Here is a 26,945-nt window from a genome sequence, read left to right as displayed (position 1 = left end):
TTAGTGGTTAGTGATTGGTATTTTACCCTTTCCCCTTTCCCCAATCCCCAATCACTAACCAATAGGCAATGTGAAATAAAAAGTGCTACCCTTCCCTAAAGTGCTCTCTGCCCAGATTTTGCCTCCATGCTGTTGTATTATGCTGCGACAAATTGCTAATCCCAAGCCAGTACCCCCTTGATGACGGGAGTTAGAAGCATCGACTTGCTGAAAGCGATCAAAAATTGTTTCTAGTTTATCTTCAGGAATACCTCGCCCTTGATCTTTGATTTGGAACAAGAGATACGAGGTAGGGGGAGTAGTAAATTTATTTTTCTCCACACAATCGGCTTTCTTTACTTCCCCCTCTTGTTGAAGTTCAACACTTAGCCATACTGTGCTACCTGGAGGCGAGAATTTAATAGCGTTGCTGAGTAAGTTAGTAATTGTCTGGATGATGCGGTCTGGATCTACCCATAATTGCACTGATGCCGGTGTCAGTTCTAGGTGAATTTCTGCTTTCTCAGCCATTGCTCGCATTTCATCCACAGCTTGAATCATTAAGTCTGCGGCGTTACAAGTTTGTTTGTGCATCGTCACTTTGCCTGAATTGATGCGCTCAATATCAAGGATGTCATTGATCAAACGCACTAAACGGTTGGTGTTATCAAAGGCAATTTCTAGCATCCGCTGACTTTTTTCGGGTTGATTGTTTAAGGAACCCCGTGCCAATAAGCCTAAAGCACTGCGAATTGAGGTTAAAGGTGTTCGTAATTCATGGCTGACAACAGAAACAAATTCATCCTTCATCCGTTCTATTATTTGTCGTTCGGTTATATCCTTAAAAATAACTACAGCACCAACAATTTTTTTTTGTTCTCGAATTGGTGTAGAGACGTATTCTACTGGAAATTTTGAACCATCGCGGCGGTAGAATATGTCGTCAGTAACATGTTGTACTGTTCCATTTTGCAAGGTAGCATAAATGGGGTTATCTTCCAAAAAATAGCGGACACCGTCGGGTCTAGAATGCTTCACGACTTCGTGCATAAATAGATTGATTAGTTCTTTCACCCCATATCCCAGCATTCTTGCTGCTGCTGGATTTACAAAAGTAATTTTGCCCTGACAATTTAAACCATAAATTCCCTCGCCGGCTGAGTTCAAAATTAACTCGCTTTGCCGACTAAGGCGTTCTAGTGAGGCTTGTGTTTGCTTGCGATCACGAAGTGCGCGTTCTCGTTCGTTGATTTCTTCCAACAATCGTCTATTGGCTCGTCGTAACTCTGCGGTTCGCTCTTGAACTCGTTGCTCTAATTCGGCATTCAATGCACAGATTTTTTTCTCAGCTTGCTTGCGCTCTTCGATATCGCACTGCAAGTTGGCGTTGAGAGCATTGACTTGCTGATACAGTTGGTACTGATGAATTGCCATTGCAAAGTGACTAGCTAAAGCTTGGGCAAGTTCAATTTCCGTAGCTTTCCATGCTTGGACTTGACCTCGCTTCAACTCTCGCCAGACCTCAAAGGATTTAATCGGGGACAAATGTCTCTCATCATCGCGGTCTGGTCGTCGTGCCCAGATGGTTTCTATGTCGATTTCGTTACGAAAAATACTTAAGTAACCCAAAATCTGCTGCCGATATTGCAAGCGCACAATTAACAAAGTACGAATCCCAGACTTCAAAAACGCCTGTGCTAAATCTGACTGTAGTGCCGCTTGATACAAATCATTAACAACCCAAACTGGGCTTTCTTCAACAACAGTTGTTTCCATTCTTAGCCATTCTCGCCAGCTAGGATATTCTTCGAGGGGAGTGTGAGGAGTGGGGAAAGACGAAGAATTTATTACTCCTCCTTGTCCCCCAAGTCGTCCCCCTTGTCCCCTTTTTACCCTTTTTCCCCCTTGTCTCCCTTGTTTTGTGTCGGGCTGTTTGCCAGTGGTAAACAACTGCGCTTTCTCACTAGAGTTCTGGGGAATGATACAAACTCTGCCGCCTGCGCCTTGTAGTGCTGATACAGTTAATTCTAGTGCTTGTTGCACCTGCATCTGTGTCATGGAGTGCAGCAGCTTGGCAACACGGTTAATTGTGGCTTCTTGTTGGGCTTGGAGGCGGGTTTGTTCGAGGAGAGTAGATTGAGCGATCGCAATTGATAATTGATCTGCGACTAACTGCACCACTTGTAATTCTCGCTCTGTCACTTGACGCGGTAAACTATGATGTGAAACTAATAAGCCCCATAATTGCTGACAATGCAAAATTGGCACTACTAAAGAAGATTGCACTCCCATTGAGGTGAGGTATTCTACATGACAAGGATCTACTGAACGAAATCGCATGTCATTTTTAAGTTCGATAGATTCGTCAGCTTCCGGCCCAGGGCTGAGTCCAATTTGTTGTGTTGCTACATCCACAATTGAACGCTGACGAGCCAACAAAAATAATTCTCTAGCTTCTTGTGGAATATCCTGAGCAGGAAAGTGTTGCCCTAGCAAGGATGGTAGACGTTCTTGATCCACTGATTCTGCTACCACTTCACCACTACCATCTGTATCAAATCGATAGATTTTAACCCGGTCAGTCTCCAAGAATCCACGGATTTCGGCAACAGTTATTGAGAGTATCGCTGGTAATTCCAGAGATTGGCGAATGCGATTCATCATCCGATGTAGCAATACTTCTAAAGAAGTGATTTGCTTTTCACCAGCAGTGTTAGTCTGATTTAACGCCTTGGAATGGGGATTATTCGATGGCATCATCTAAAACATCATGGCAAAGTATTTTCTCTAGTTCTGCAAACGCAGGCTGCTGTATTTCTTGCTTCAAGGCTATAACCAAGTTGTACAAATGCAACACTTGATTTTGATTAATGTTCATATGCGATCGCAACATCTGCTCAACTTCAAAAGCCAAACGCGAACCTTTGATAAAACCAAAGATGCCCAAAGCGCCTGCCAGTTTATGTGCTGCTTGCTGTGCTTTTTGTCTTAATTCGTCGCCCAGGTTGTTTTCTAGTAATGCTGTGGTGGCTTGTTCTAGGATGATGATGCGATCACAACTCTTAACTTTCAACTTCTCCCATAATTTAGTTAACGCTGCTTTGGTTTGTTGTATACCATTATGTAAATCTTGAGTCTCATCAAATGAATCTCCTGTCTGTTGTTTTGTACTTGGTTTTACATGATTCAATTTGCGATTTTCTGATATTTTTTTAGAAGATGTAGGTACTTTCAGACGATAACCTAGACCGTACACCGTTTCAATAAAATTATTCTCTGCTCCTGCTTGTTTGAGTTTTTGTCGCAAACCTTTAATGTGAGCTGTAACTGTATCTTCTTGAGGAGCTTCTTCCGTTGACCACAGGTGCTCTAAAATGTCGCTGCGGCTAAAAACTTGATGTCCATTGCGAAGAAAAAGTTCTAGCAAACGATATTCCTTGGGAGTCAAATTTAGAAGGTGATTGTTATAGACAACTTCACACTTACCAGGATCAAGACGCAGATTTTCCCATTCCAAAACTGTTTGTAGAGTTGAATTTCGCCGCCGCAATAAAACCCGAATCCGAGCTAATAATTCTGACATGTCAAAAGGTTTAACAAGATAATCATCTGCTCCAGCATCCAATCCCATCACTTTATGAGTGCTAGAATTTTGTGCTGTTAACAACAGCACTGGAGCTTGATAGTTATGAGAACGTAACCTTTGACAAAGCTGAATACCATCCAACTTCGGTAGCATGACATCCAACAAAATTAAGTCATAGTTGAAAGCCTCTACAAGCTCCCAGCCTAATTCCCCATCATTTGCAATATCAACAACATAATGTTGATTCCCAAGAATATTTTCTAGAGTATTGGCAATACACTCATCATCTTCAACTAATAAAAGTCTCATGAAATATTCGCCTTGTTATTAATCGGAATATATGGAATTACGCGCTTGTGTTTTGAGCTTGAACAATACGGAGAGATATTTAATCAAAAATTTCCGCTTGTTCGTTTCGATTTAGCAAGCGTGAGATTCACAATTAATCAGTTGACTGTTCCGATCATCTTTCGATGATGTCAAAGAAAGAATTCAAGAGAAAGATAAACAGGGAAGACTCACCTTTTCATCTTTTACTTTTTTAACAAGCAGCGTTGTAGAATTGCCATGCGATCGCTCCGCATCCTTTGGGAAGGCTCCAATTACAAAATGAAAGTACTTTGTTAAAAATGCATGGTTTTTGAATTAAGTTGCGGATAATTGTCAAAAAATCAAAAAAGCTGGGAACAAAAAATTTGGTTATTAAAAAGTAACTGATTGCTCACAAAAAATATTACTAACATTTTCCTTAGTTTAGGAGAATTTGGTTTATTAAATGTATATGGTGTTCACAGTTACAATCATTATTAACAGATTTCTCAACAAAACAGTTATCTAGCTTCAAGAAAGTTTTAGTTTCTTTACTTATTTTTATAAGTACTAGAGTGGTTTAAAGGGAAGAATTGTTACAGACCCCCGACACTCTAAAAACTCGGGGATCTTATTTTGTAGTTTGTCAAAGTAAAGTAAGCACTAAACTTCCGACTACGAACCACTTCTTAAAACTGCTCAAATTTACTATCAACTATTACTTAGTAAAGTTTTGTAAAGAAAATTAATTCCTTCATTAGTTCTTCATGTTTTTTCACTATTCTGATTTTCATCAATCTTGAATAATATTTTCGTCGTAGCTGATGAAGGTTTGACTGCAAATATATAGCCCTGCCATCGCCTCTGGTGTGAGAGTGTGCTGCGATGGAAACTCCTGCCCATTCAATGAGGATGTATTGAGTATGAAGCTAGAGTCAGACCATGTAATTGCAACCTCAGATAGTAGCAATTACACTTCTGAGCCAGCAGCAAACAAACTCTCAGAAAGACGCAAAAAAGTTAATCATTGGGAAAAATTTTGTTCATGGGTTACCAGCACAGAAAACAGACTATATGTCGGCTGGTTTGGTGTGTTGATGATTCCTTGCATCTTAACAGCAACAACTGTTTTTATCATCGCCATCATCGCTGCCCCTCCTGTAGACATGGATGGAATAGGTGCGCCCATTTCCGGTTCAATACTTTCTGGAAATAACATTATCACTGCTGCTGTTGTGCCAACATCGGCTGCAATTGGTCTGCATTTTTATCCAATTTGGGAAGCAGCTTCCATTGATGAGTGGCTTTACAATGGTGGGCCATATCAAATGATTGTGCTGCATTTTTTGATTGGCATCATCGCCTATCAAGACCGGGAATGGGAACTAAGTTACCGCTTGGGAATGCGTCCCTGGATTTCTCTAGCATTTACTGCTCCCGTCGCCGCATCCGTTTCAGTGTTGTTAGTCTACCCAGTGGGACAAGGTAGCCTATCTGCGGGAATGCCTTTAGGAATATCTGGCACATTTCACTTCATGTTGCAGTTTCAAGCAGACCACAACATCTTGATGAATCCTTTACATCAGTTAGGAGTGATTGGAGTTTTGGGTGGTGCTTTTGCGGCTGCAATGCACGGTTCCCTAGTCACATCTACCCTAATTCGCAGTCATAATCACAGCGAGTCTGAATCAATTAACAAAGGGTACAAACTTGGTCAACAACACCCAACCTATAATTTTAGGTCTGCTCAAGTTTATCTATGGCACTTGATATGGCATCGTGTTAGTTTTCCTAACTCTCGCAAATTGCACTTCTTTTTGGCAGCTTTACCAGTAGCAGGAATTTGGTCTGCGGCTTTGGGTGTAGACATTGCTGCCTTTGACTTTGACTACTTGCAATTTCATCAGCCTCAGATCAAAAGCCAAGGGCAGATTATTCATACTTGGGCAGACACAATTGATTGGGCTTCTTTAGGGATAAAAATTTTAGATGAACGCCATATTTATGACTTCCCTGAAAACTTAACAGCAGGTGAAGTAGTGCCTTGGAAATAGGCATCTTGAATTTTCAATTTGGAATTTTTTATGACTACTATTTCCACACGACCAACGAGCCGTTTCCCAACCTGGGATAGGTTCTGCGACTGGGTAACAAGTACCGAAAATCGTCTGTATATTGGCTGGTTCGGCGTCTTGATGATTCCTTTGTTAGGAGTTTCTATCTGTGTCTTTGTTATCGCCATCATTGCCGCTCCCCCAGTGGATATTGACGGCATCCGCGAACCAGTATCCGGTTCACTGCTCTACGGCAACAATATCATTACCGCCGCCGTAGTTCCTATGTCCAACGCAATTGGACTGCACTTTTACCCCATTTGGGAAGCAGCTTCTATGGACGAATGGCTCTACAACGGCGGGCCATACCAGATGATTGGTTTCCACTACATTCCAGCCCTTGCTTGCTACATGGGGCGTGAGTGGGAATTATCATACCGTCTGGGAATGCGTCCTTGGATTGCAGTTGCCTACAGCGCTCCTCTTGCCGCCACAACTTCAGTGTTCTTGATTTACCCAATTGGACAAGGTAGCTTCTCTGATGGTCTACCTATGGGTATCAGCGGTACTTTCAATTTTATGTTCGTGTTCCAAGCCGAACATAACATTCTCATGCATCCCTTACACATGATTGGAGTCGCTGGAGTCTTGGGAGGTTCGCTGTTCTGTGCAATGCACGGTTCACTAGTGACATCAAGTCTCATCCGTGAAACCACAGAATTAGAATCGCAGAACTACGGTTATAAATTTGGTCAAGAACAAGAGACTTATAACATCGTTGCAGCACATGGTTACTTTGGTCGCCTAATTTTCCAGTACGCCAGCTTTAACAATAGCCGCTCATTGCACTTTTTCCTCGCAGCTTGGCCGGTGATTTGTATATGGGGTACTGCTATAGGCATCAGCACAATGGCGTTTAACTTGAATGGCTTTAACTTTAATAATTCCATTCTTGATTCCCAAGGACGTGTACTCCCCAGTTGGGCTGATGTGTTGAACCGAGCAAATTTAGGCTTTGAAGTGATGCACGAACGGAATGCTCATAATTTCCCACTGGATCTTGCCTGTGGTGAAGCTGTTCCTGTAGCAATCACAGCGCCTTCCATCACTGCCTAATTGGTTTTCAGTTGTCAGCTTGATTCCTCCCTGACAACTGAACCTTTTCCTCATCGATTTGTTGTTGATTATTGGTTATTGCTTGTTTGTTATTTATAACCCACGAACCACGAATCAATGTACCAGACGTGCCATGGCACGTCTGGTACAACCACTAACCACTAACTAGAAAAATCAGGAGTAATGTAATGAGCGTTGTTACCGAATTAATTCTAAATGCTGATAGTGAATCTCGCTATCCTGCTCCTAAAGAGCTAAGGATTTTTCAAGACTTTTTGAAAACAGGAGATCAACGAATTCGGATTGCAAAAATTTTGTCAGAAAATGAACAACTAATTGTGCAACGCGGTAGCCAGAAATTCTGGGAACGCTGTCCTAATACACCTAGTAATAGTGGTAATGAGCGAAAAACAGCTTCCTGTCAGCGCGATCAAGGTTGGTATGTTCGCTTAGTTGCTTACTCAGTTTTGGCAGGCAGTGAGAAACCCTTGGAAGAAATAGGCACTGTTGGCATTAAAGAAATGTACAACAATTTAGAAATTCCACTCAGAAATATAGTGGAAGCAATGCGCTGCATTAAAGAAGAAGCTGTATCCATGATGAGTGAGGAAGATGCTGTTGAGGTAGGCCCATATTTTGACTACATCATTAGAGCGTTGTCATAGAAAGGAGTAACGGATGAATAATGAAGTATGAAAAATAAAAAATAAATTTATACTTCATTTTTCGTCTTTTCTTAAATATCTATTACTCGAATACTCAAATTAAGGACACAGAATTATGCAAGACGCAATTACTTCTTTGATTAATTCCTCTGACGTTCAAGGCAAATACCTGGATAACAATTCTTTAGAGAAGCTACAACACTACTACCATACTGGTGATATGCGGGCGCGTGCTGCTACTACGATTAGTGCTAATGCCAAAACTATCGTTACTCAAACAGTAGCAAAATCTCTGCTTTATACAGATATCACGGCTCCTGGTGGCAATATGTATACCTGTCGTCGTTATGCTGCTTGTGTTCGAGACTTAGATTACTTTTTACGCTATGCTACCTACGCCATGTTGGCTGGTGATCCCTCAATTTTAGACGAGCGCGTTTTGAATGGTTTGAGGGAAACTTACAACTCTTTGGGCGTTCCTATTGGTGCAACTATACGAGCAGTGCAAGCAATGAAGGAAGTAACTAATAGCATGATAGGTGTTGAAGCCGGTAAAGAAATGGGTGTCTATTTCGACTATATCGTCTCTGGTTTGAGTTAAAGAACAAAAAATAGGGGACAGTCAACAGCAAACAGCAAACAGTTATCAGTATGTTTATCTCTTTATTAATAATTGATAACTCATAACTGATAACTCATAACTGTTCCCAAATTCATACTTTTTTATTACCAATTAACAATTCCCTATTACCAATGAGCGTTATTATAAAATCAATTTTGAATGCTGATCGTGAAGCTCGGTATCTCAACGCTGGTGAGTTAAGCGCAATTCAACAATTTTACGAGGGCGGAGTTTCTCGGCTAAATCTTGCTGTGACTCTGACGGAAAATGAAAAAGAAATTGTAGAACAAGCAAGTCTCAAATTTTGGGAACGCTGTCCAAATACACCTAGTAATAGCGGTAATAGAATGTATCGAAATTCATGCTTGCGCGATCAAAGTTGGTACATTCGTTTGATTACTTATGCTGTAGTAGTGGGAGATGTAGAGCCTTTAGCAGCAATTGGCACTATTGGAGTGAAAGAAATGTACGAATCCCTAGAAATTCCCTTACCTAATTTAGTGGAAGCAATACGTTGCCTCAAAGAAGTATCTTTAGATTTATTTACTTTAGAAGACGCCACCGAAGTAGCGCCTTATTTTGATTATTTAATTCAAAGTTTGATGCCTTAATTTGTTAGTGGTTAATAGCAACAACCAACAACTAACTACCAACTACCAACTACCAACAAATAAAAAATGAGTACGAAAGCAAGTAGTAATATTTCAGTTGCTCATCCACAACTGTATCAAACTGTACCTCTTGCAGTTATTTCACAAGCAGAACAACAAGACCGCTATTTAAAGCGTACTGAACTTCAAGAACTCAATTCATTTTTTAGTTCTGGTAATAAGCGTTTAGAAATTGTAGAAACGCTAACTAAAAATGCAGATGAAATTGTCTCTGTGGGGGCAAATCGGATTTTTGTTGGCGGTTTTCCCATGGATTACTTGGAAAAAACCCAAGATCCCATAGGATTGCCAGGTTCAGGTTATTATGTAGGTGAGGATTACCTGAGTGCAGCACGAAGAAATGGTTATGTTCCGGATAAGGAACGGGTAAATTTAATACCAACGCCAAGATTTTTCAATCCTTTAAGGGGTTGGTGGGAACAAGCGCGTACTCTCTTTACTGACAGAGATCCGCTTCCGGAGGGCTTCCGTTTTATCAATATTTCTCGCTACGGGCCAACGAGAATGAAACGGTCTATGCGAGACTTAGCGTGGTTTTTACGTTATATAACTTATGCCATTGTTGCTGGTGATACTAGTATTTTGTCAGCTAATGCCAGAGGCTTGCGCGGTGTTATTCCAGAAGATGTAACAGATGCTACTGTTGTTGCTCTTAAGGAAATGCAACGACAATCCCTGAATTACTTTGCAAATGATGCTGAGGCGCAGGAAATTATCAAGCATAATTTTCAGGTATTAATATCGGAATACCTTGTTGAAAAACCTCCAGTTCAACTTAGAATTGGGGTTTCCAACGAACAGCAGGGTTTAGTATTACCTCAAAGTTATGCGATCGCCTCACTCGCGCGACTCAAATATGTGATGAAATCTGTCTTACCAGAGACAGAAAAGCAAGCAGTAATAAAAGCTGCCTATCGGCAAGTTTTTGAGCGCGATGTAACTGCTACCTATGGTTTCGCTGTAGATGAATTGGAGTCCCAACTCAAAGGTGGACAAATTTCCATGAAGGAGTTTGTTCGTTGTTTAGGTAAATCTCGCCTCTACCGCAGACTTTTCTGGGAGCCGTATACCATTAGTCGCGTGATTGAATTGGCAATGCGTCACTTTTTGGGACGGGGATTGAGTTCTCTAGAAGAGTTCCAAGAATACTTTGCTGTAGTTACCAAAGGTGGTTTACCTAAACTAATTGATACTTTGGTAGATTCCCAAGAATACGCTGACTACTTTGGCGAGGAAACAGTACCATATCTGCGTGGTTTGGGACAAGAAGCTCAGGAGTGCCGTAATTGGGGACCACAAATAGATTTGTTGAAGTACAGCGCTGTTATTCACAAAGTACCCCAGTTTGTGACCCTGTTTGGCAAATACGCCAAACCCCTACCCAATCAGCATCCTTACGGTTCTGGTAACGACCCTCTCGAAATTCAATTTGGTGCAATTTTTCCTGTAGATGCTTTACCCGCAACAACTCTCCACAGTCCTGCACCCTTTGGTAAAGATAATCGCCGCATACTGATTAGTTCTGATGGCTTGGGACAAGTCCCAGGAACTTTGGGAAGGGTAATCAAGTTAGATCATCCAGAGAAGTTACACACAAAATCTCTAGTAAATGGAAAACAAGCACCACCCAACGTCAGCCTAACAAATCATTCCCCGTCCGCAGTGATTCAGGCAGCTTATCAGCAAGTATTTGGACGCGATGTTTTTGAAGGTCAGCGTATAACAGTTGCAGAATCAGCATTCCTAAGTGGTGCAATTACAATGCGGGAGTTTATCCGCCAGTTAGCCAAATCTAAATTATTCCGCAGAATGTTTTGGGAACCACTGTACGTAACTAAAGCGATTGAATACATCCATCGACGCTTGTTGGGCCGTCCTACCTACGGGCGACAGGAAATGAATCATTACTACGACATCTCTGCAAATCAAGGCTTTTATGCACTGATTGATGAAATGATCGATAGTCCAGAATATATGCAAACTTTTGGGGAAGATACGGTTCCTTATGAACGCTATGTCACACCCAGAGGTTTTGCAATGCGATCGCCTAAATCATCTTACGCTGTAAATCTGTCAGTAAAATCTTTGCTGTCGTCGCCATCAGAATTAGATAGTTTTGTTCCCAAGCACCACAACGGACAAACGCAAACTTTGTCAGAGTTGGTAAATGAGTGTGAGACTAACCTCCAAGAACAAAAGTTGGAACCAGAACTAACCTATGTACAAGCTTCAGTGAGTGAGTCTGAAGGTGAAGACAACTATATCAATCCTGCCTGATAGGGAGGCGAGGTTTAAATCCTAATTTATAGGTTTTTCATGGTGTCTTTGCGTCTTGGTGGTGAAAAAATCTTTTTTGAAACACCAAGGCACAAAAACACAAAGAAGTTAGAAGTTACTGAAATTTAGGTTAGTTTCCTACTCACCTTGACACAGAGAGCTAATCCTAATTGCCAAATCCAAAATCCAAAATTGATATGAGTCTTGTAAAGCAGGTAATTGAGAATGCTGATGAACAGATGCGTTATCCTACTCCCGGAGAAATCCGCATGATTCAAAATTTTTGCCATTCGGGGGACAAACGGATTCGCATTGCTAAAACTTTGGCTAGTAACCAAAATCGGCTTGTAGAAACAGCTAGTCAAAAGTTCTGGAAGCGGTGTCCAGTGACACCCAGTAATAGCGGCAATATGAGGAAAACAGCTTCCTGCCAACGGGATCAAGGTTGGTATATCCGTTTAGTTGCCTATTGTGTTTTGGCAGGAAATGAGCAGCCCTTGACAGAAATTGGCACAGTTGGAATGCAACAAATGTATCAATCTTTAGGAATTCCACTTTCTAATTGGGTTGAGGCAGTGCGCTGTATTAAAGAAGAAGCTCAAGCACTGCTTGGTGATGAAGATGCTGCGGAAGTCACCCCTTATTTCGACCACATTATTCAAACTCTCTCCTTTCCAGGTGCTCCTTATTTTATGAATGATGGTCGGTCGGATTGGTGAACAAAGTTTTTTAGCAAAAGGATAAGTTCTTATGACCATTGCAATTAGACCCTCACGGACAAGGGGGTTTGAATGGTTTTATGTCCTCGATGACTGGCTGAAACGCGATCGCTTTGTTTTTATCGGTTGGTCAGGCTTGTTACTCTTCCCCTGTGCTTACCTGGCGATTGGGGGTTGGTTTACTGGCACGACTTTTGTTACTTCTTGGTACACTCATGGTATTGTGAGTTCTTACTTGGAAGGCTGTAACTTCCTGACAGCGGCTGTTTCCACTCCTGCTGATAGCATGGGACATTCTTTGTTGTTCCTGTGGGGGCCTGAGGCGCAGTGGGACTTTACCCGTTGGTGTCAAATTGGCGGTTTATGGGCTTTTGTCGCCCTCCATGGTGTTTTTGGTTTAATCGGCTTCATGCTGCGCCAATTTGAAATTGCTCGTTTAGTTGGCGTTCGACCCTACAATGCGATCGCTTTTTCTGCTCCCATCTCTGTATTTGTTTCTGTCTTTCTCATTTATCCATTAGGACAATCTTCCTGGTTTTTTGCGCCCTCGTTTGGGGTCGCTGCCATTTTCCGTTTCTTATTATTCTTCCAAGCGTTTCATAACTATACACTGAACCCATTTCATATGATGGGAGTCGCCGGTGTATTGGGAGGTGCGCTGTTGTGTGCTATTCATGGTGCAACAGTAGAAAATACTTTGTTTAGAGACACCAAAAGCTTTAACACTTTTGGGGGATTTTCTCCGACTCAAGCAGAAGAAACCTATTCTTTTGTGACTGCAAACCGCTATTGGTCACAGATTTTTGGAATTGCTTTTTCTAACAAGCGATGGTTGCATTTCTTTATGTTGTTTGTGCCAGTTACAGGCTTGTGGATGAGTTCTATTGGCATGGTGGGTTTAGCTTTTAACCTGCGGGCTTATGACTTTGTGTCTCAGGAAATACGCGCAGCAGAAGACCCAGAATTTGAAACATTCTATACCAAAAATATCTTATTGAACGAGGGAGCTAGAGCATGGATGGCGACTCAAGACCAGCCCCATGAAAAATTTGAATTCCCTGAAGAGGTACTGCCCCGTGGTAATGCTGAATGAGGGGATGGGTGTAGGGGTATAAGGGTGTAGGAGAGGAAAGTTGATTTGTAAGTATGATTACTTGGTTTTTAATTCTTTCCCTTACACTCCTACCTCCTTACACCCAAAATAGCCCCATGAAAAGTTTGAATTCCCTGAAGAGGTAATGCCCCGTGGAAACGCCCTTTGATTCTAAAGTTTCAAAACCAAAAGACGAAGTTCAAAAACCTGCTTATATTGTTAATTCACCAAGTGAAGGTCGTGATGAAGCCTCGACAGGATATGCTTGGTGGGCTGGTAACGCTCGTTTTATTAACCAATCTGGTCGGTTTTTGGGCGCTCATGTTGCCCATGCAGGGCTGATTGCCTTCTGGGCAGGAGCGATGCTGCTGTTTGAAGTCGCTCACTATGTTCCGGAAAAACCGATGTATGACCAGGGTTTGATCTTAATGCCTCACATTGCCACCCTTGGTTTTGGTGTGGGGCCAGGAGGTCAAGTAGTAGATATCTTTCCATTTTTTGCGATCGCTGTATTTCACCTGATCGGCTCGGCTGTTTTGGGTTTTGGTGGTATCTATCACTCCCTCAAAGGGCCGCAAAAACTTCCTGGTTTCTTCAATTTCGATTGGAGCGATAAAGATAAAGTCACCAGCATTTTGGGATATCACCTGATTGCTTTAGGTGTCGCCGCCTTCTTACTTGTCGGTAAGGCAATGTTGTGGGGCGGGTTGTATGACACCTGGGCCCCCGGTGGTGGTACTGTTCGCCTTGTTACCAATCCTACCCTTGACCCCAGAATCATCTTTGGTTATCTGTTCAAAGGTTTTACAGGTGGAGCAGGTAATATTGTTAGTGTTGACAACTTAGAAGATTTAGTCGGCGGTCATATTTGGATCGGTTCGCTGCTAATACTAGGTGGTATTTGGCACATTGTGACTAAGCCTTTTAAGTGGACTCATAAAGCCTTTATTTGGTCAGGAGAGGCTTACCTTTCGCAAAGTTTGGGCAATGTAGCCGGACAAGCATTTATTGCGACGATGTTCATCTGGTTTAACAACACTGCCTATCCCAGCGAATTTTATGGGCCGACAGTTGCTGAATCTTCCAATGCTCAGGCGCTAGTATTTCTTGTGCGTGACCAAAATTTAGGAGCGAACGTCGCTTCCGCTCAAGGACCAACAGGTCTGGGGAAATACTTGATGCGATCGCCAACCGGAGAAATTATCTTTGGCGGGGAAACTATGCGCTTTTGGGATGTCAAAGCGCCCTGGCTAGAACCTCTGCGTGGCCCCAATGGTCTAGATATTGACAAACTCCAGCATGATGTCCAGCCTTGGCAAATTCGCCGTGCTTCTGAATACATGACCCATGCACCTATAGGTTCCCTGAATTCTGTCGGCGGCTTAGCAACTGAACTCAACTCCTTTAACTTTGTTGGGCCTCGTGCCTGGCTAGCTTCTGCACATTTTGTCTTTGCTCTGCTTTTCTTAGTTGGTCATCTCTGGCACGCCGGTCGTGCCAGAGCCGCGGCCGCAGGCTTTGAAAGAGGTATAGACCGCGAAGATGAGCCAGTTCTATCCATGCCTCCATTAGATTAGTTAGCGATCAGGAATTAGGGATCGGGGATCGGGAATAGGGAATTACTTAATCCTTAAACTCTCCCTTCCCTTCCCATTTCCCAATCCCCAGTCCCCTATCACCAATCCCCGATCTCCCCACTCCCCATTAGGACTATGCAGTATTTGCTCAAAAATCAAATCATTGACTCTGTGGTTCACATAACTTTGTTGATGTTTTTTTGTGTAATTTTGTTTTTTTTGAAAAAATTTTTTCCTGATTCAGCGTCAGGTACATACCTACGACTTTTGTTCTAAATAAGAGATTTAATTCTCTTAACTCTTGACTTTTGACTAAGGAAGCACAATCGATGGGATTACCTTGGTATAGAGTTCATACAGTGGTCTTAAATGACCCAGGACGACTTATTGCTGTACACCTGATGCACAATGCTCTTTGTGCAGGCTTTGCTGGTTCGATGCTTTTGTTTGAACTAGCTTTGTACGATCCTAGCGATCCAGTACTCAATCCCATGTGGCGGCAGGGATGTTTTTTAATGCCGTTTGTGGCACGCTTGGGAGTGACGAATTCCTGGCAAGGCTGGAGTGTTACAGGTGAAACCTTCGCAGATCCTGGTTTTTGGACGTTTGAAACTGTAGCCATAGCTCACATTATCTTCTCAGGTCTTGAGTTCTTGGCTGCTTGCTGGCATTGGGTTTACTGGGATCTTGCCACATTCTTTGATTCCGAAACGGGCGAACCAACTTTAGATTTGCCCAAAATTTTTGGCATTCACCTATTCTTGGCTGGTTTACTCTGCTTTGGTTTTGGTGCTTTTCATCTCACCGGTATTTTTGGTCCGGGTATGTGGGTTTCTGACCCATACGGACTAACTGGTCATGTTCAAGGAGTTGCACCAGTATGGGGACCAGAGGGGTTTAATCCCCAAAATCCTGGTGGGGTTGTTGCTCATCACATTGCAGCGGGCATTGTGGGAATTATTGGTGGGCTTTTCCATATAGTTGTTCGACCCCCTGAAGTACTGTACAGGGGACTAAGGATGGGAAACATTGAAACCGTCCTTGCCAGTGCGCTGGCCACTTTCTTTTTTGCAGGTTTTGTAGCTGCTAGTAGTATGTGGTATGGTACTGCCACCACACCTATTGAACTGTGGGGACCGACTCGTTATCAGTGGGATCAAAGCTACTTTAAAAAAGAGATTGATAGACGGGTGCAAGCTGGTTTAGACGAGGGTAAAACTCTCTCACAATCTTGGTCAGCTATCCCAAAGAAACTAGCTTTCTATGACTATATTGGCAATAATCCTGCCAAAGGTGGTTTATTCCGAGTAGGTCGAATGGTGGATGGAGATGGAGTGGCTCGAAGTTGGCTTGGTCATCCAGTATTCCAAGACCGTGAAGGACGGGAATTGACAGTTCGTCGAATGCCTACTTTCTTTGAAACCTTCCCAGTAGTTCTGACTGACAAAGATGGTGTAGTGCGTGCAGATATTCCCTTCCAACGAGCAGAGGCAAAATATAGCTTTGAGCAAACTGGCGTTAATGTCAGTTTCTTTGGCGGGACACTTGATGGTCAAACGTTTACAGACCCAATGACGGTGAAGAAGTACGCACGTCAAGCCCAACTGGGTGAACCTTTTGAATTTGACCGCACAATCCACAATTCCGATGGAGTTTTCCGGACTAGTAACCGGGGCTTTTTTGCCTTTTTCCACACTTGCTTTGCTTTGGTATGGTTTTTCGGACACATCTGGCATGGTTCTCGTACCATCTACCGGGATGTATTTGCTGGCATTGACCCAGAACTTGATGAACAGGTAGAGTTTGGTGTTTTCCAGAAAGTGGGAGATACAACTACACGCAAGAAGCAAGCAGTTATCTAGCTTATCAGGTTTGTAGTAAGCGCTTAAGCGCTTACTACCACTGAATGTTTACCAAAAAAACTATCAATAATAGTCGGAGGAATCCATGCAAGCACAAAAGTTTCAATCTAAAAAAGTCGCACCTGTACAATATCTACTCAAAAAATTAAATACTGAGGCAGGTAAAGTTACTCCTGGTTGGGGTACTACACCACTAATGGCTATTTTGATGCTGTTGTTTTTTATTTTCTTATTAATGATTTTAGAGATTGTCAATTCATCGATTTTGCTTGAAGGAATCAATATGAATTGATAAATTGAATAAATTTGAGCAAATAATCATAGGTAAGAAACTAGGGGAAGAAGGAAATAGGAATAATGCAACACATTTATTTAGCTTATGGAGAGGGGCAATTTGCCTCAACAGCAACCGGAGTTTTTTTTGGTTTGATAACAGCTGTATCGTTTTGCGCTCTCTTGATAATTTATGCAGCCAACACTTATCCGATAAACCGTGAGTAAAGTCAAGGTTTAAATAAACAACAATTACTAACCAATAACTACTAACAACCAATACTCAGAAAATAACAAAATCATGAAAAGAATATTTGCTCTAATTCTCGGAATTTTGATTTGGTTTAGCGCTGTTTCTACTGCATTGGCAGAAAATACCACATTGGTTCCTTGTTACAAATCAGCTGCATTTGTAGAAAGGATGAAAAATGCTCCTGACAGTTATTACACTACAAAGCCATTAAAAGCTTATTCGCAGTTACTTTGTGGTGAGGATGGTCTACCTCGGATTGCTCTTGACCGCCTTAGTCTTGCTGTTGATGTAGCAATTCCTATCACCATATTTCTGTATACTGCTGGTTTTATTGGCTGGAGCGGTCGGTCTTACCTACAGGCAATTAAAAAACAAGATAAAGCAGAAGAAAAAGAAGTGTTTATTGATGTACCTTTATTCATCAGTTGTATGGTGATGGCTTTATTTTGGCCTCTGGCAGCAATTAAAGAATTACTAGCTGGTGAATTAGTTGCCAAGGATGAAGAAATTCCTATTTCAATTCGCTGAAATAATATTGAGAGGTTATCTGAAAAGTTTTTGTCAATATACCAAGTGATTGAGGCAAGATAATTCGTATTTGAACAGCTACCCTCTCAATAATCCAAATAAAAATACAAGTTCAACAAATTTGATTTAGGTTGGAGAATTTATCATGGAAGCACGTTATTTGCTAAGATATCTTTCCACTGCTCCTATAGTTGCTACACTAACATTGGTTACTATTTCTGTAATTATGATTGTATTGAATTATCTGTTTCCTGGTTTGCAATACGGTACTTTTTTCCATTCTTTGCCGTAATATCAAAGAAGTTTGAATGCGAGCGCCGCAGATTGTGTACAAAGGAAAAATAGCCTCCTGCTTTCATGAATGTAAAACCCTTGCAATCATACTGTTTGCTTGCGACTCATATCCGCCCCCAAACAAATTAAAGTGATTGAGGATGTGATACAAGTTATACAAAGTCTTCCTGCGTTTGTATCCTGGTTCTAGGGGAAACACTTCGTCATAACCACGATAAAACGCCGCAGGAAAACCGCCAAAAAGTTCGGTCATGGCGATGTCTACTTCCCTATCCCCAAAATATGTTGCTGGATCGAAAATAACTGGTTCTCCTTTAACGGCGTTGCTGAATAAAGGTATGTTTTAGGCAGGTAAGGGAACAGAACGATATTTGAGGTAGTGCAATAACAATCGAACAGAGTATCTCAGCATTTCCTCAGTTTTGGAATAACATAAAGTTTTACGATGAAGACGAGCCAAATAATGTCTAAGCCTTGTGTTTTCATTTTCGACTCGTGTCATGTAGGTCTTACTCACAATTTGGTCACCATCAGGAACAAAACAAGGGTAAACAGGGTATCCATCTGTGACGTAAAAATAACTCTGCCAACACTGGACAATGTTCCATAACTGTTGGAAAGTAGTCGAACTACGATCACCTAAAACCCAAGCAAGAATACCTTGAGTAAAGTGATTTACCGCCGTCCACAACCAGATTTTATTTTTTTTGAACCAATAAATGTTTCTAATTCATCTAGTTCTCCCACCTGCGGAATTTCCTTTGAATTTGGTGTATCCGCCAATTGTGTACCCACTCGTTTAACCCAATGAATAATGGTAGTATGATGAACGTTTTTCACCCTTTCAATTCCACGAAATCCCATACCATTGACGTACATTTTTAGGCATTCTTGTTTGATTTCATCCGAGTAGCCCCTGGGTGGTTTATAGACATCAATGAATTGACGACCACAATCACAGCAAATGTGATTCTGTTTACCTCTTTTCTTTCCATTCTTACGGTTATGACAAGATCCACAGCGTGGACATTCCATGATTAATTGACCTCAATTCATACCGCTATTATGCAACGCCCCTTTAACAGTACATCCAGCGTTACCCCCCCACAAATCACCATGTACTAGGGAGGGTTGTGGATCGTGGTCTGCTAATATTTCGGAAATAGCAGCTAGTAAATCTTCAGCTTGCGGAAATCTACCACCCCGTCGCCTTGCTAATTGAAACTGATAACCCAGGCGATGTTTGTTAAAAAATTCTGCCCAATTAGATGTCCAAGTATTTATTTGGGGCGTAGAACCAATAGTATTATTCATGTCCCAGCCAAAACTATTGACTGTAGTGGCTTTGTGCATCGCCGCTAACTTATGTCCCATCTCTTCCCAAGCTTTGGCATTACCTGAACCCATTTCCAACCACTCTAAAACCAAGTAACAAGAATTACCTGCTGTTCCATAACAGATTGGTTTGGGAACGCGGATAGTACCTGTGTTGTACATTTGTTCTAAACCCAGTGCTTCTGCTTCAAACATGGCAACTTGCGATGCTTGATTAAGCTTAACGAAGTAGGTAAGCTTGTCATCCGATATGGCATAACCTTGGTTGATGCACCCGCCACCAACTGAACGTCGTTGTGCAGAGTGGAATTTTTCACCAATGATTTGCGTAATATGGGCGTCGATGTCAGTCCACATGATTTTAGATGGGGAGGTGGGGAACTCACCGGTCCCCTCTGGGGATTAGGGGCGGTGGGGAGGTGGGGAGGTGGGAGGAGTGTGTAGACGCGTAGCGGCTTAAGGTAAGGGTGGAGTGTGAGGAGTAGTAAGCCATTAACTACTAACAACCAACAATCAACAACAACCAACCACTATTGTACAGACGCGATGTTCCTCGCGTCTCTACCTACTAACAACCAACCACTAACTAAACAGGTTTCATTACCACCACACCGTAAGCATCGGGGGTAAGATACTTTTGGGCAGCTTGCATTAATTTTGTTGCATCCTGTGCTTGGATGTGGCTGGGGTAGTCAAAGGCTGGTTCCAAATCACCTATTAGTGTTTGATAATAACCATATAAACCTGCGCGATCGCTTGGTGTCTCGTTGCCAAAAATAAATCTATTCGCAACTCGTTTCTGCACACGGGCAATTTCTGATTCTTGCACGAACTCGGTTTGTAAAGTTCTAATATGTTGAGCGATCGCTTCTTCTACTAACCCGACATTTTCTACTGGACAGTGGGCGGAAATATAAAATGTCCCCTGCAACTTATGAGTCATGTTACTCACAGAAATATGAGAAGCCAGTCCACGTTCTTCGCGTAACTCTCGGACTAATCTGGATGTACGTCCATGTCCGAGAATTGCTGCTAAAACATCCAAGGCGTAAGTTTCATCAAGTTTGTCTAAGCCTGGAACTCGCCAAACCATTACCAGTCGTGCTTGCTGTAAGCTTTCATCAGTAAACTCATGTCGGACAATTTCAGTAAATGGGAGTTCACAAGCAAGTGTTGGTAGTTGTTTGTTGGTAGTTGATTGGTGATTGTGAGATTTTCCAAAGCCTTGTGCAATGATTTCAATTAATTCTTCTACTGGTAAATTACCTATAGCGACAGCAGTTATTGACGGCGGTTGATACCAGGTAGCATGAAAATCTCGCATTTGTTGGGGATGGAGGTGAGAGATTACTTCTTCTGGTCCCAATACAGGTCGTCGATAAGGTAGTTGTGCAAAAGCCATCTCCATCGCCCTTTTGTAGGTGCGACGACGGGGATTATCTTCGGAACGTCTTATTTCTTCTAAAACTACCAACCTTTCCCGTTCAAAGGCATCATCAGGGATACTTGCATTAGCTACTACATCAATTTGCAGAGGCGCAAGCTCAGCAAAATCCTTAGGAGCAGTAGTTATATAGTAATGGGTATAATCCTGGCTAGTTGCAGCATTGGTAACAGCACCCCGCTCTTCAATTCTACGTTCAAACTCACCACTGATTAGTTGCTCAGTTCCCTTAAAAATCATATGCTCTAAAAAGTGAGCCATGCCATTAATTGCATCTGCTTCTACAGCTGAGCCAACGTTAATCCACAAACTCAGGTTAACTGCATCTATCGGCATTTGCTCCGCTATGATTGTTAAACCATTCGGCAATCGATGAAGCTGTGGTGCATTCAGACGAGGAAATTTTACCAGGGTTGAGGTCATGGGTAGTTGTAAGTGAGCAGTTACCTCTATCTTACATAGCACTTAAATGATAATTGCAGCGATCGCTTGACTACAAGAAATTTACTGGGTTCTTGATGTATGTGCGGTACGTTTTGGTAAATTTTTCTTGGTGTCTTCGTATCTTTGTGATGAAAATAAACCACGAAGACACTAAGATACTAAGATTCTGGTAGGAGATTGCTTCTTTATATTAAATATTTGTAAATTATAATTAGAAATATTAAGAAGTATATTACAGAATCAATGCCAAATCATCGTGTTGGCAAAAGTAAATCTCGTGTAATCGTCATTGGTGCAGGAATTGGCGGACTCACTGCTGGGGCATTATTGGCCCGTAGAGGTTATAGTGTCCTCATTCTAGATCAAGCCCTAGTGCCTGGTGGTTGTACTTCTACATTTAAACGCAAAGGCTTTACTTTTGATGTCGGCGCAACCCAAGTTGCAGGTTTAGAACCAGGAGGAATTCATCATCGGATTTTCTCAGAATTAGAAATTGATCTCCCGCCTGCAACGCCTTGTGACCCTGCTTGTGCGGTATTTTTACCAGGAGAAAATACACCCATCAATGTTTGGCGTGACCCTCAGAAATGGCAAGAGGAACGTCAGCGACAGTTTCCTGGTAGCGAACCTTTTTGGCAATTGATTGCAGAATTATTTAAAGCTAGCTGGGAATTTCAAGGGCGTAATCCGGTGCTACCACCGCGTAACACTTGGGATTTATGGCAGCTAACCAAGGCGGTACGTCCGAGTACTTTAATTACTGTACCTTATACCTTATTTACAGTAGGGGATGCGTTGCGTGCCTACAAGCTGTCAGACGATCAGCGTTTGCGGACGTTTTTGGATTTGCAACTGAAGCTATACTCTCAGGTAGATGCAGAAGAAACAGCACTATTATATGCTGCAACAGCGTTGAGTGTATCTCAGGAACCGCAAGGCTTGTTTCATCTCCAAGGTAGTATGCAGGTGCTGAGCGATCGCCTAGTTTCTGCTTTAGAACGAGATGGTGGTAAGTTATTAATGCGCCACACTGTTGAACAAATCAAAATAGCCCAAGGTAAAGCTAAGGCTGTAGTGATTCGCAACCAAAAAACTGGGGAAACTTGGACAGAATCAGCCGACCATATCATAGCTAATGTTACAATCCAAAATTTAGTGAAATTGCTAGGTGAAAAAGTTCCTTCTGGCTATAAGAAACGTATAGCAAAATTGCCACCTGCATCCGGTGCATTTGTAGTGTATCTAGGTGTGGATGCAAGCGCTATTCCCCTTGATTGTCCCCCCCACCTGCAATTTATGTATGATGCCAATGGGCCCATTGGCGAAAATAATTCCCTATTTGTATCTGTGAGTCATCCCGGTGATGGTCGCGCGCCTACAGGTCAAGCTACAATTATCGCCTCTTCCTTCGTAGACCCTCAACCTTGGTGGCAGACAGATGATTACAAAGGATTAAAACAAAAGTATACAGAAGATGCGATCGCTCGTTTAGCACAATACTTTTACTTAAAACCAGAAACTATCATTCACATAGAAGCTGCTACTCCCCGTACCTTTGCTCATTACACAGGTCGCGATCGCGGTATTGTCGGTGGTATTGGTCAAAGGATACCGACATTTGGCCCCTTTGGATTTGCCAATCGTACACCCATAGATCATCTCTGGTTAGTCGGTGACTCCACCCACCCCGGCGAAGGTACAGCAGGCGTGAGTTATTCAGCACTCACAGTAGTTAGGCAAATAGATGGGTAAGGGCAAGGGTCAATTGTTAATTGTCAATTGTCAATAGTTATTGGTTAGTAGTTAGTAGTTAATGGCGGCTTACTACTCCTCACACTCCACCCTTACCTTAAGCCGCTACGCGTCTACACACTCCCCCACTGCCCTTAATCCCCACCAGGGGATCGGTGAGTTCCCCACCTCCCTACCTCCCCAATCCCATCATGGCAAAAATCGATCTAAAGCTGCTTTGAGTTGCTCAATTTCCACATCAATATTGCCCTCTTGTGCTGCTCTAGCAATACACTCAGTTAAATGTTCATCCAAAACGATTCGTGCTACTTTATCCAGCGCACCTCGAACTGCGGCAATTTGCAATAACACCTCAGGACAAGGGCTATTTTGCTGTACCATTGTCTTGATCCCGCGAATATGTCCTTCTATACGTGATAATCGATTCACCAATCGACGCAAAGACTCTTCGCTATGAACGTGAGGATGAGGCGACTGCTCATGCTTGTGAGTCTTGTGTATGTGAACGTGGTCTGTTTCTTCCAAGAGTACATCTTCATCTTGCTCAAAACTAGGCAAAGATGATTTACCTAATTGCTTCGATCCATTCATGGGTTGCTGTTTGGAGTTTAGTAATACATAAGATCGTAGCTTAGACAGGGATAGTAATGGGAGAGTGTGGGGAGTAGGAGGAGTGTGGGAAGTGTGAGGAGTAAAAATATTTTCCTGATCCCCTTTATCCGTCTTTTCTGTCACAAGGGTCTGACAAAGGTCTCATGCTTGCTTTGGGAGCAATGAGTACATTTAAGTCCTATTTTGCTTTGTGATTTTAAGTGTAAGCATATATTATATCTTTGAATTAACAGCAATTACCAGGAATCAATCATCCTAATTCCCGAATATTGCGAGTGTAAGTTTCCAGAATAGCTTGGCAGCTATAAATTCACATAAATTGATTTACAAATGGATCATAATAATCCCCAAGTGTCAAGACTAAAGCAAACATGAAACTCTGACATGAGAGCTAGCGTCAACACTTAGGGATGATCATCAAATCTGCAACAATAATGTTTAGGTATGTAAGTAGTCATTATCAACTACTTGCACCAGAAAAAATGAACAAATACATAACTAACTAGCTGAAAAAATAAGGTTGTGGTTATGCGATTTTCCCAACTACCCAGGTCTATTAAACAACTCTTCACCCACGTATTAGCGATGTTTTTAGGAGTTGTTCTCACTGTCGGCACAATCCAAGTGTCACCTTCTCAAGCTGAGCCAGCACCTAAAATTGTCACAAATGACACACCACAACTTCTTGCTCAACGGCAATCACCAGCTACAGCAGCAATTGGTAACAGCAGCTTTGTGACTGCGGCGGTAAATCGTGTGGGGGCAGCTGTAGTTCGGATTGATACTGAACGTACGGTTACTCGTCGTCTACCTGATTTTTATGACGACCCATTTTTCCGCAGGTTCTTTGGAGAAAGTTTTCCCCAACAGTTACCTCCAGAGCAATTGCGAGGTCTGGGTTCTGGTTTCATTATTGATAAAAGTGGCTTAGTTATGACCAATGCCCATGTGGTCGATAATGCTGATAGAGTTACAGTCCGCCTCAAAGATGGACGTAATTTTGAAGGCAAAGTCCAAGGTGTTGATGAAGTTACTGATTTGGCAATAGTTAAGATTAACGCTGGTGGTGATTTGCCTGTCGCACCTTTGGGTTCTTCTTCTAATGTCCAGGTAGGAGACTGGGCGATCGCAGTCGGTAATCCCTTAGGATTTGATAATACCGTTACCTTAGGAATTGTCAGCACCCTGAGACGTTCTAGCGCTCAAGTTGGTATCCCCGACAAACGCTTAGACTTTATCCAAACAGATGCTGCAATCAACCCTGGTAACTCTGGCGGCCCACTGTTAAATGATCGAGGTGAAGTCATTGGTATTAACACAGCTATTCGTGCTGATGCTATGGGGATTGGTTTTGCTATTCCCATCGATAAAGCTAAACAAATTACAGCTCAATTGCAACGTGGTGGTAAAGTAGTTCATCCTTACTTGGGTGTACAAATGGTGACTCTTACACCCCAACTAGCCAAGGAAAGCAATAATGACCCCAATTCTCAGTTCATTATTCCAGAAGTGAACGGGGTTTTGGTCATGCGGGTTTTACCTAATTCTCCAGCCGCTAAAGCAGGTATTCGGCGTGGGGATGTTATTACCCAAGTTGATGGACAAGCAATTACTAGTGCTGAACAGTTGCAAAACCTTGTGGAAGACACTCGCGTCGGACAAGTGTTACAGGTGAAAGTGCAACGTGGAAATCAAACACAGCAATTATCAGTACGCACAGCTGAATTGAGGAGTACTTCGTAATTAGTTAGTAGATAGTGGTTAGTGGATAGTGATTGATAACTAATAACAATTACCAGTTACCTATTATCTACTAACTACTAACTACTAATGTACAGACGCGATGTTCCTCGCGTCTCTAACTACTAACTTTTTTGTGCTAAAAACTGACGCAAACTTAGTAAATTTAAACTTTGTCCTAAAGCCAGTGGCAAAAGTGATATTCCTTCTAGGCGAGATTGTACCCAACCTTCGCCCCAGTACCATTCATGAAAACCATCGATTCCTTGACTGAGAATTAAACGCAGACAATTAGGATTTGCTACATCTACTTGATGATGAATCGTGATTGGTCCGAATCGAGTTGCGAATTGAAATCCTGGATGTAACTGTTCTGGCATTCCGGGGGTAAGACTACCAGAAAGCAGCCATTTTTCCAATTGTGTAGGACGCAGCAGACTGTCTCCAATGGCAGCTGCTGATGCTTCCATTTCTATGCGGAGTTGACTTTTTTGGAAATTACCTAGCATTGTTGAGGCGATCGCTCTTATCGCTTTTTCTTTATAGTATGACCGATGTATGATCGATACTTCTTTGATCATACAAGCCCCTAGAAAAATCTGTAGAGTCAATCCAAAATCTAAAATCCAAAATCCAATATCTAAAATCGAATGGACTAGGATGAGCTATACTTCTGCTCTACGGAAAGCCGCTTGTGGTTGGTACGGTATTGTCATCCTAATTGCAATATATTTGGTCACTTTTAATCAAGCTGTGAACTTAAAATAGAGAAAGTAAATTTGTAAAGAAATGTAAGGATTTTCATGGCGGATCAATTAATTCGCGCTACAGCAGCCGATGGTGGAATTCGTGCGGTGGGTGCAATCACTACTCGTCTCACAGAAGAAGCACGGCAGCGCCATCAGATGTCTTATGTAGCAACAGCTGCTTTAGGACGGACTATGACAGCTGGCTTGTTGATGGCATCCAATATGAAGCGGACTGGCTCTAGAGTCAACATCCGGGTAAAAGGTGATGGACCTTTGGGTGGTATATTGATAGATGCCGGTTTAGATGGCACAGTGCGTGGCTATGTAGGCAATCCGGCGGTGGAACTACCACCCAATGCTCAAGGTAAATTAGATGTCGGTGGTGCAGTTGGTGATGGCTTTATTTATGTAGTGCGTGACATTGGTTACGGCTACCCGTACTCCAGTACAGTTGAAATTGTTTCTGGCGAAATAGGAGATGATGTGGCTCATTACCTGGTAACATCTGAACAAACTCCTTCAGCATTAGTACTAGGTGTATTTGTAGAACCAAAGGGGGTAACTGCTGCTGGTGGTCTCTTGGTGCAAGTGTTGCCCAAAGCGGCCAGAGATGAAGCTTTAATAGAAACATTAGAATCACGAGTTGCTGCTTTAAGCGGTTTTACACCTCTGCTCCAAGCTGGTAAGTCTCTAACAGAAATTTTTCAAGATTTACTGGGAGATATGGGAGTAAATATATTTCCCGAAACTCAGATGCTACGCTTCCACTGTGGTTGCTCTTTTGACCGGGTTTTAGGAGCGCTGAAAATGTTGGGAGAAGCAGAACTGCAAGACATGATCATCAAAGACAATGGCGCAGAAGCGACTTGTGACTTTTGTGGCACAGTTTACCAAGCAAGTAGCGATCACTTAGCTCAGCTAATTGTTGATCTGCAAGCAGAATCATCCGCTACGAGATAGTAGTGTAAAAAGATACTTTATGTTTGGGGTG

At 42.3% G+C, this 26,945-nt stretch carries 22 protein-coding genes and 2 pseudogenes; 16 read left to right on the top strand and 8 right to left on the bottom strand.

Features of this window, described 5'->3' with window-relative positions:
* Positions 1-54: 54 nt before the first annotated feature.
* Both RS893_RS20805 and RS893_RS20800 read right to left on the bottom strand, forming a co-directional pair.
* Positions 55-2,736 carry an ATP-binding protein gene (locus RS893_RS20805; protein ID WP_315792055.1) on the bottom strand — a complete coding sequence of 894 codons (2,682 nt, stop codon included), beginning with the start codon at positions 2,734-2,736 and terminating at the stop codon, positions 55-57.
* Positions 2,723-3,874, bottom strand: a complete 1,152-nt coding sequence (locus RS893_RS20800) for a response regulator (protein ID WP_315787508.1) — start codon at positions 3,872-3,874, stop codon at positions 2,723-2,725. Before RS893_RS20800 ends, RS893_RS20805 begins: the two co-directional genes overlap by 14 nt.
* A gap of 923 nt (positions 3,875-4,797) precedes the next feature.
* Between RS893_RS20800 and RS893_RS20795 the strand changes: the two genes are divergently transcribed.
* From RS893_RS20795 to RS893_RS20735, 13 genes are all read left to right on the top strand, one after another.
* Complete coding sequence (locus tag RS893_RS20795; RefSeq protein ID WP_315787506.1) at positions 4,798-5,928, top strand: photosystem II q(b) protein; 1,131 nt, start codon at positions 4,798-4,800, stop codon at positions 5,926-5,928.
* A 30-nt stretch (positions 5,929-5,958) separates the two neighbouring features.
* A complete protein-coding gene (gene psbA / locus RS893_RS20790; RefSeq protein ID WP_315787504.1) occupies positions 5,959-7,044 on the top strand; it encodes a photosystem II q(b) protein in 1,086 nt (361 codons plus the stop codon).
* A 188-nt stretch (positions 7,045-7,232) separates the two neighbouring features.
* Positions 7,233-7,709, top strand: coding sequence for an allophycocyanin subunit alpha-B (apcD, locus tag RS893_RS20785; protein ID WP_315787502.1), 477 nt, complete (start codon positions 7,233-7,235; stop codon positions 7,707-7,709).
* Positions 7,710-7,824: 115 nt separating this feature from the next.
* Positions 7,825-8,310 carry an allophycocyanin subunit beta gene (gene apcB, locus RS893_RS20780; protein ID WP_315787500.1) on the top strand — a complete coding sequence of 162 codons (486 nt, stop codon included), beginning with the start codon at positions 7,825-7,827 and terminating at the stop codon, positions 8,308-8,310.
* Between the two features lie 152 nt (positions 8,311-8,462).
* On the top strand, positions 8,463-8,942 hold the full coding sequence (apcD, locus tag RS893_RS20775) for an allophycocyanin subunit alpha-B (protein WP_315787498.1): 480 nt from the start codon (positions 8,463-8,465) through the stop codon (positions 8,940-8,942).
* Positions 8,943-9,008: 66 nt separating this feature from the next.
* The gene (locus tag RS893_RS20770) at positions 9,009-11,279 is read left to right on the top strand and encodes a phycobilisome rod-core linker polypeptide (RefSeq protein ID WP_315787497.1); all 2,271 of its coding nucleotides are present in this window, start codon (positions 9,009-9,011) and stop codon (positions 11,277-11,279) included.
* A 197-nt stretch (positions 11,280-11,476) separates the two neighbouring features.
* Positions 11,477-11,998, top strand: coding sequence for an allophycocyanin subunit alpha-B (gene apcD / locus RS893_RS20765; protein ID WP_315787496.1), 522 nt, complete (start codon positions 11,477-11,479; stop codon positions 11,996-11,998).
* Positions 11,999-12,029: 31 nt separating this feature from the next.
* A complete protein-coding gene (psbD, locus tag RS893_RS20760) occupies positions 12,030-13,091 on the top strand; it encodes a photosystem II D2 protein (photosystem q(a) protein) (protein WP_315787494.1) in 1,062 nt (353 codons plus the stop codon).
* Positions 13,092-13,243: 152 nt separating this feature from the next.
* Positions 13,244-14,668 (top strand): photosystem II reaction center protein CP43, encoded by a 1,425-nt coding sequence (psbC, locus tag RS893_RS20755; RefSeq protein WP_315787492.1) that lies wholly within the window; start codon positions 13,244-13,246, stop codon positions 14,666-14,668.
* Between the two features lie 329 nt (positions 14,669-14,997).
* Positions 14,998-16,530, top strand: a complete 1,533-nt coding sequence (gene psbB / locus RS893_RS20750; RefSeq protein WP_315792054.1) for a photosystem II chlorophyll-binding protein CP47 — start codon at positions 14,998-15,000, stop codon at positions 16,528-16,530.
* An 85-nt stretch (positions 16,531-16,615) separates the two neighbouring features.
* Positions 16,616-16,822 (top strand): photosystem II reaction center phosphoprotein PsbH, encoded by a 207-nt coding sequence (gene psbH / locus RS893_RS20745; RefSeq protein WP_315787490.1) that lies wholly within the window; start codon positions 16,616-16,618, stop codon positions 16,820-16,822.
* Positions 16,823-17,104: 282 nt separating this feature from the next.
* The gene (locus RS893_RS20740; RefSeq protein ID WP_315787489.1) at positions 17,105-17,584 is read left to right on the top strand and encodes a Photosystem I reaction center subunit III; all 480 of its coding nucleotides are present in this window, start codon (positions 17,105-17,107) and stop codon (positions 17,582-17,584) included.
* Positions 17,585-17,729: 145 nt separating this feature from the next.
* A complete protein-coding gene (locus tag RS893_RS20735) occupies positions 17,730-17,876 on the top strand; it encodes a photosystem I reaction center subunit IX (RefSeq protein ID WP_071846743.1) in 147 nt (48 codons plus the stop codon).
* A 63-nt stretch (positions 17,877-17,939) separates the two neighbouring features.
* Here RS893_RS20735 and RS893_RS20730 read toward each other — a convergent pair.
* From RS893_RS20730 to RS893_RS20715, 4 genes and pseudogenes are all read right to left on the bottom strand, one after another.
* A pseudogene (locus RS893_RS20730) lies at positions 17,940-18,197 on the bottom strand (fructosamine kinase family protein); the annotation flags it as partial.
* Between the two features lie 24 nt (positions 18,198-18,221).
* Positions 18,222-18,913 (bottom strand): IS1 family transposase gene (locus RS893_RS20725; protein ID WP_315784082.1). Its coding sequence is split into 2 segments (ribosomal slippage): positions 18,222-18,589 and positions 18,589-18,913, totalling 693 coding nucleotides; the frame shifts between segments, so codons are not numbered across the junction.
* Between the two features lie 39 nt (positions 18,914-18,952).
* Positions 18,953-19,570, bottom strand: a pseudogene (locus tag RS893_RS20720) (fructosamine kinase family protein); the annotation flags it as partial.
* Positions 19,571-19,799: 229 nt separating this feature from the next.
* Positions 19,800-21,080 (bottom strand): pitrilysin family protein, encoded by a 1,281-nt coding sequence (locus tag RS893_RS20715; RefSeq protein WP_315787486.1) that lies wholly within the window; start codon positions 21,078-21,080, stop codon positions 19,800-19,802.
* Between the two features lie 264 nt (positions 21,081-21,344).
* On the opposite strand from RS893_RS20715, the gene crtD reads away from it, so the two are divergent.
* Positions 21,345-22,853, top strand: coding sequence for a C-3',4' desaturase CrtD (gene crtD, locus RS893_RS20710; RefSeq protein WP_315787485.1), 1,509 nt, complete (start codon positions 21,345-21,347; stop codon positions 22,851-22,853).
* Positions 22,854-23,042: 189 nt separating this feature from the next.
* Here the strand turns inward: crtD and RS893_RS20705 are convergent, their stop codons facing one another.
* Positions 23,043-23,444: a metal-sensitive transcriptional regulator gene (locus tag RS893_RS20705; protein ID WP_315787483.1), complete on the bottom strand. Its 402-nt coding sequence runs from the start codon at positions 23,442-23,444 to the stop codon at positions 23,043-23,045.
* 549 nt (positions 23,445-23,993) lie between these two features.
* On the opposite strand from RS893_RS20705, the gene RS893_RS20700 reads away from it, so the two are divergent.
* On the top strand, positions 23,994-25,208 hold the full coding sequence (locus RS893_RS20700; protein WP_315787481.1) for an HhoA/HhoB/HtrA family serine endopeptidase: 1,215 nt from the start codon (positions 23,994-23,996) through the stop codon (positions 25,206-25,208).
* A 122-nt stretch (positions 25,209-25,330) separates the two neighbouring features.
* Here RS893_RS20700 and RS893_RS20695 read toward each other — a convergent pair whose 3' ends face one another.
* Positions 25,331-25,714: a hypothetical protein gene (locus RS893_RS20695; protein ID WP_315792053.1), complete on the bottom strand. Its 384-nt coding sequence runs from the start codon at positions 25,712-25,714 to the stop codon at positions 25,331-25,333.
* Positions 25,715-26,008: 294 nt separating this feature from the next.
* Here RS893_RS20695 and hslO point away from each other — a divergent pair, with 294 nt between their 5' ends.
* Entirely contained in the window at positions 26,009-26,914 is a 906-nt protein-coding gene (gene hslO, locus RS893_RS20690) for an Hsp33 family molecular chaperone HslO (protein ID WP_315787479.1), read from the top strand.
* Positions 26,915-26,945: the final 31 nt, after the last annotated feature.

Origin of the sequence: Fischerella sp. JS2, assembly GCF_032393985.1 — a bacterium.
Lineage (GTDB): Bacteria > Cyanobacteriota > Cyanobacteriia > Cyanobacteriales > Nostocaceae > Fischerella.
Note: the sequence above shows the minus strand (reverse complement) of the source record. Positions and strands in the feature narration are given on the sequence as shown.

Bases quoted from the DNA above. Each gene is read 5' to 3' on its own strand.
- RS893_RS20805 (WP_315792055.1), bottom strand. From the start codon at position 2,736: ATGCCATCGAATAATCCCCATTCCAAGGCGTTAAATCAGACTAACACT.
- RS893_RS20800 (WP_315787508.1), bottom strand. From the start codon at position 3,874: ATGAGACTTTTATTAGTTGAAGATGATGAGTGTATTGCCAATACTCTA.
- RS893_RS20795 (WP_315787506.1), top strand. From the start codon at position 4,798: ATGAAGCTAGAGTCAGACCATGTAATTGCAACCTCAGATAGTAGCAAT.
- psbA (WP_315787504.1), top strand. From the start codon at position 5,959: ATGACTACTATTTCCACACGACCAACGAGCCGTTTCCCAACCTGGGAT.
- apcD (WP_315787502.1), top strand. From the start codon at position 7,233: ATGAGCGTTGTTACCGAATTAATTCTAAATGCTGATAGTGAATCTCGC.
- apcB (WP_315787500.1), top strand. From the start codon at position 7,825: ATGCAAGACGCAATTACTTCTTTGATTAATTCCTCTGACGTTCAAGGC.
- apcD (WP_315787498.1), top strand. From the start codon at position 8,463: ATGAGCGTTATTATAAAATCAATTTTGAATGCTGATCGTGAAGCTCGG.
- RS893_RS20770 (WP_315787497.1), top strand. From the start codon at position 9,009: ATGAGTACGAAAGCAAGTAGTAATATTTCAGTTGCTCATCCACAACTG.
- apcD (WP_315787496.1), top strand. From the start codon at position 11,477: ATGAGTCTTGTAAAGCAGGTAATTGAGAATGCTGATGAACAGATGCGT.
- psbD (WP_315787494.1), top strand. From the start codon at position 12,030: ATGACCATTGCAATTAGACCCTCACGGACAAGGGGGTTTGAATGGTTT.
- psbB (WP_315792054.1), top strand. From the start codon at position 14,998: ATGGGATTACCTTGGTATAGAGTTCATACAGTGGTCTTAAATGACCCA.
- psbH (WP_315787490.1), top strand. From the start codon at position 16,616: ATGCAAGCACAAAAGTTTCAATCTAAAAAAGTCGCACCTGTACAATAT.
- RS893_RS20740 (WP_315787489.1), top strand. From the start codon at position 17,105: ATGAAAAGAATATTTGCTCTAATTCTCGGAATTTTGATTTGGTTTAGC.
- RS893_RS20735 (WP_071846743.1), top strand. From the start codon at position 17,730: ATGGAAGCACGTTATTTGCTAAGATATCTTTCCACTGCTCCTATAGTT.
- RS893_RS20715 (WP_315787486.1), bottom strand. From the start codon at position 21,080: ATGACCTCAACCCTGGTAAAATTTCCTCGTCTGAATGCACCACAGCTT.
- crtD (WP_315787485.1), top strand. From the start codon at position 21,345: ATGCCAAATCATCGTGTTGGCAAAAGTAAATCTCGTGTAATCGTCATT.
- RS893_RS20705 (WP_315787483.1), bottom strand. From the start codon at position 23,444: ATGAATGGATCGAAGCAATTAGGTAAATCATCTTTGCCTAGTTTTGAG.
- RS893_RS20700 (WP_315787481.1), top strand. From the start codon at position 23,994: ATGCGATTTTCCCAACTACCCAGGTCTATTAAACAACTCTTCACCCAC.
- RS893_RS20695 (WP_315792053.1), bottom strand. From the start codon at position 25,714: ATGCTAGGTAATTTCCAAAAAAGTCAACTCCGCATAGAAATGGAAGCA.
- hslO (WP_315787479.1), top strand. From the start codon at position 26,009: ATGGCGGATCAATTAATTCGCGCTACAGCAGCCGATGGTGGAATTCGT.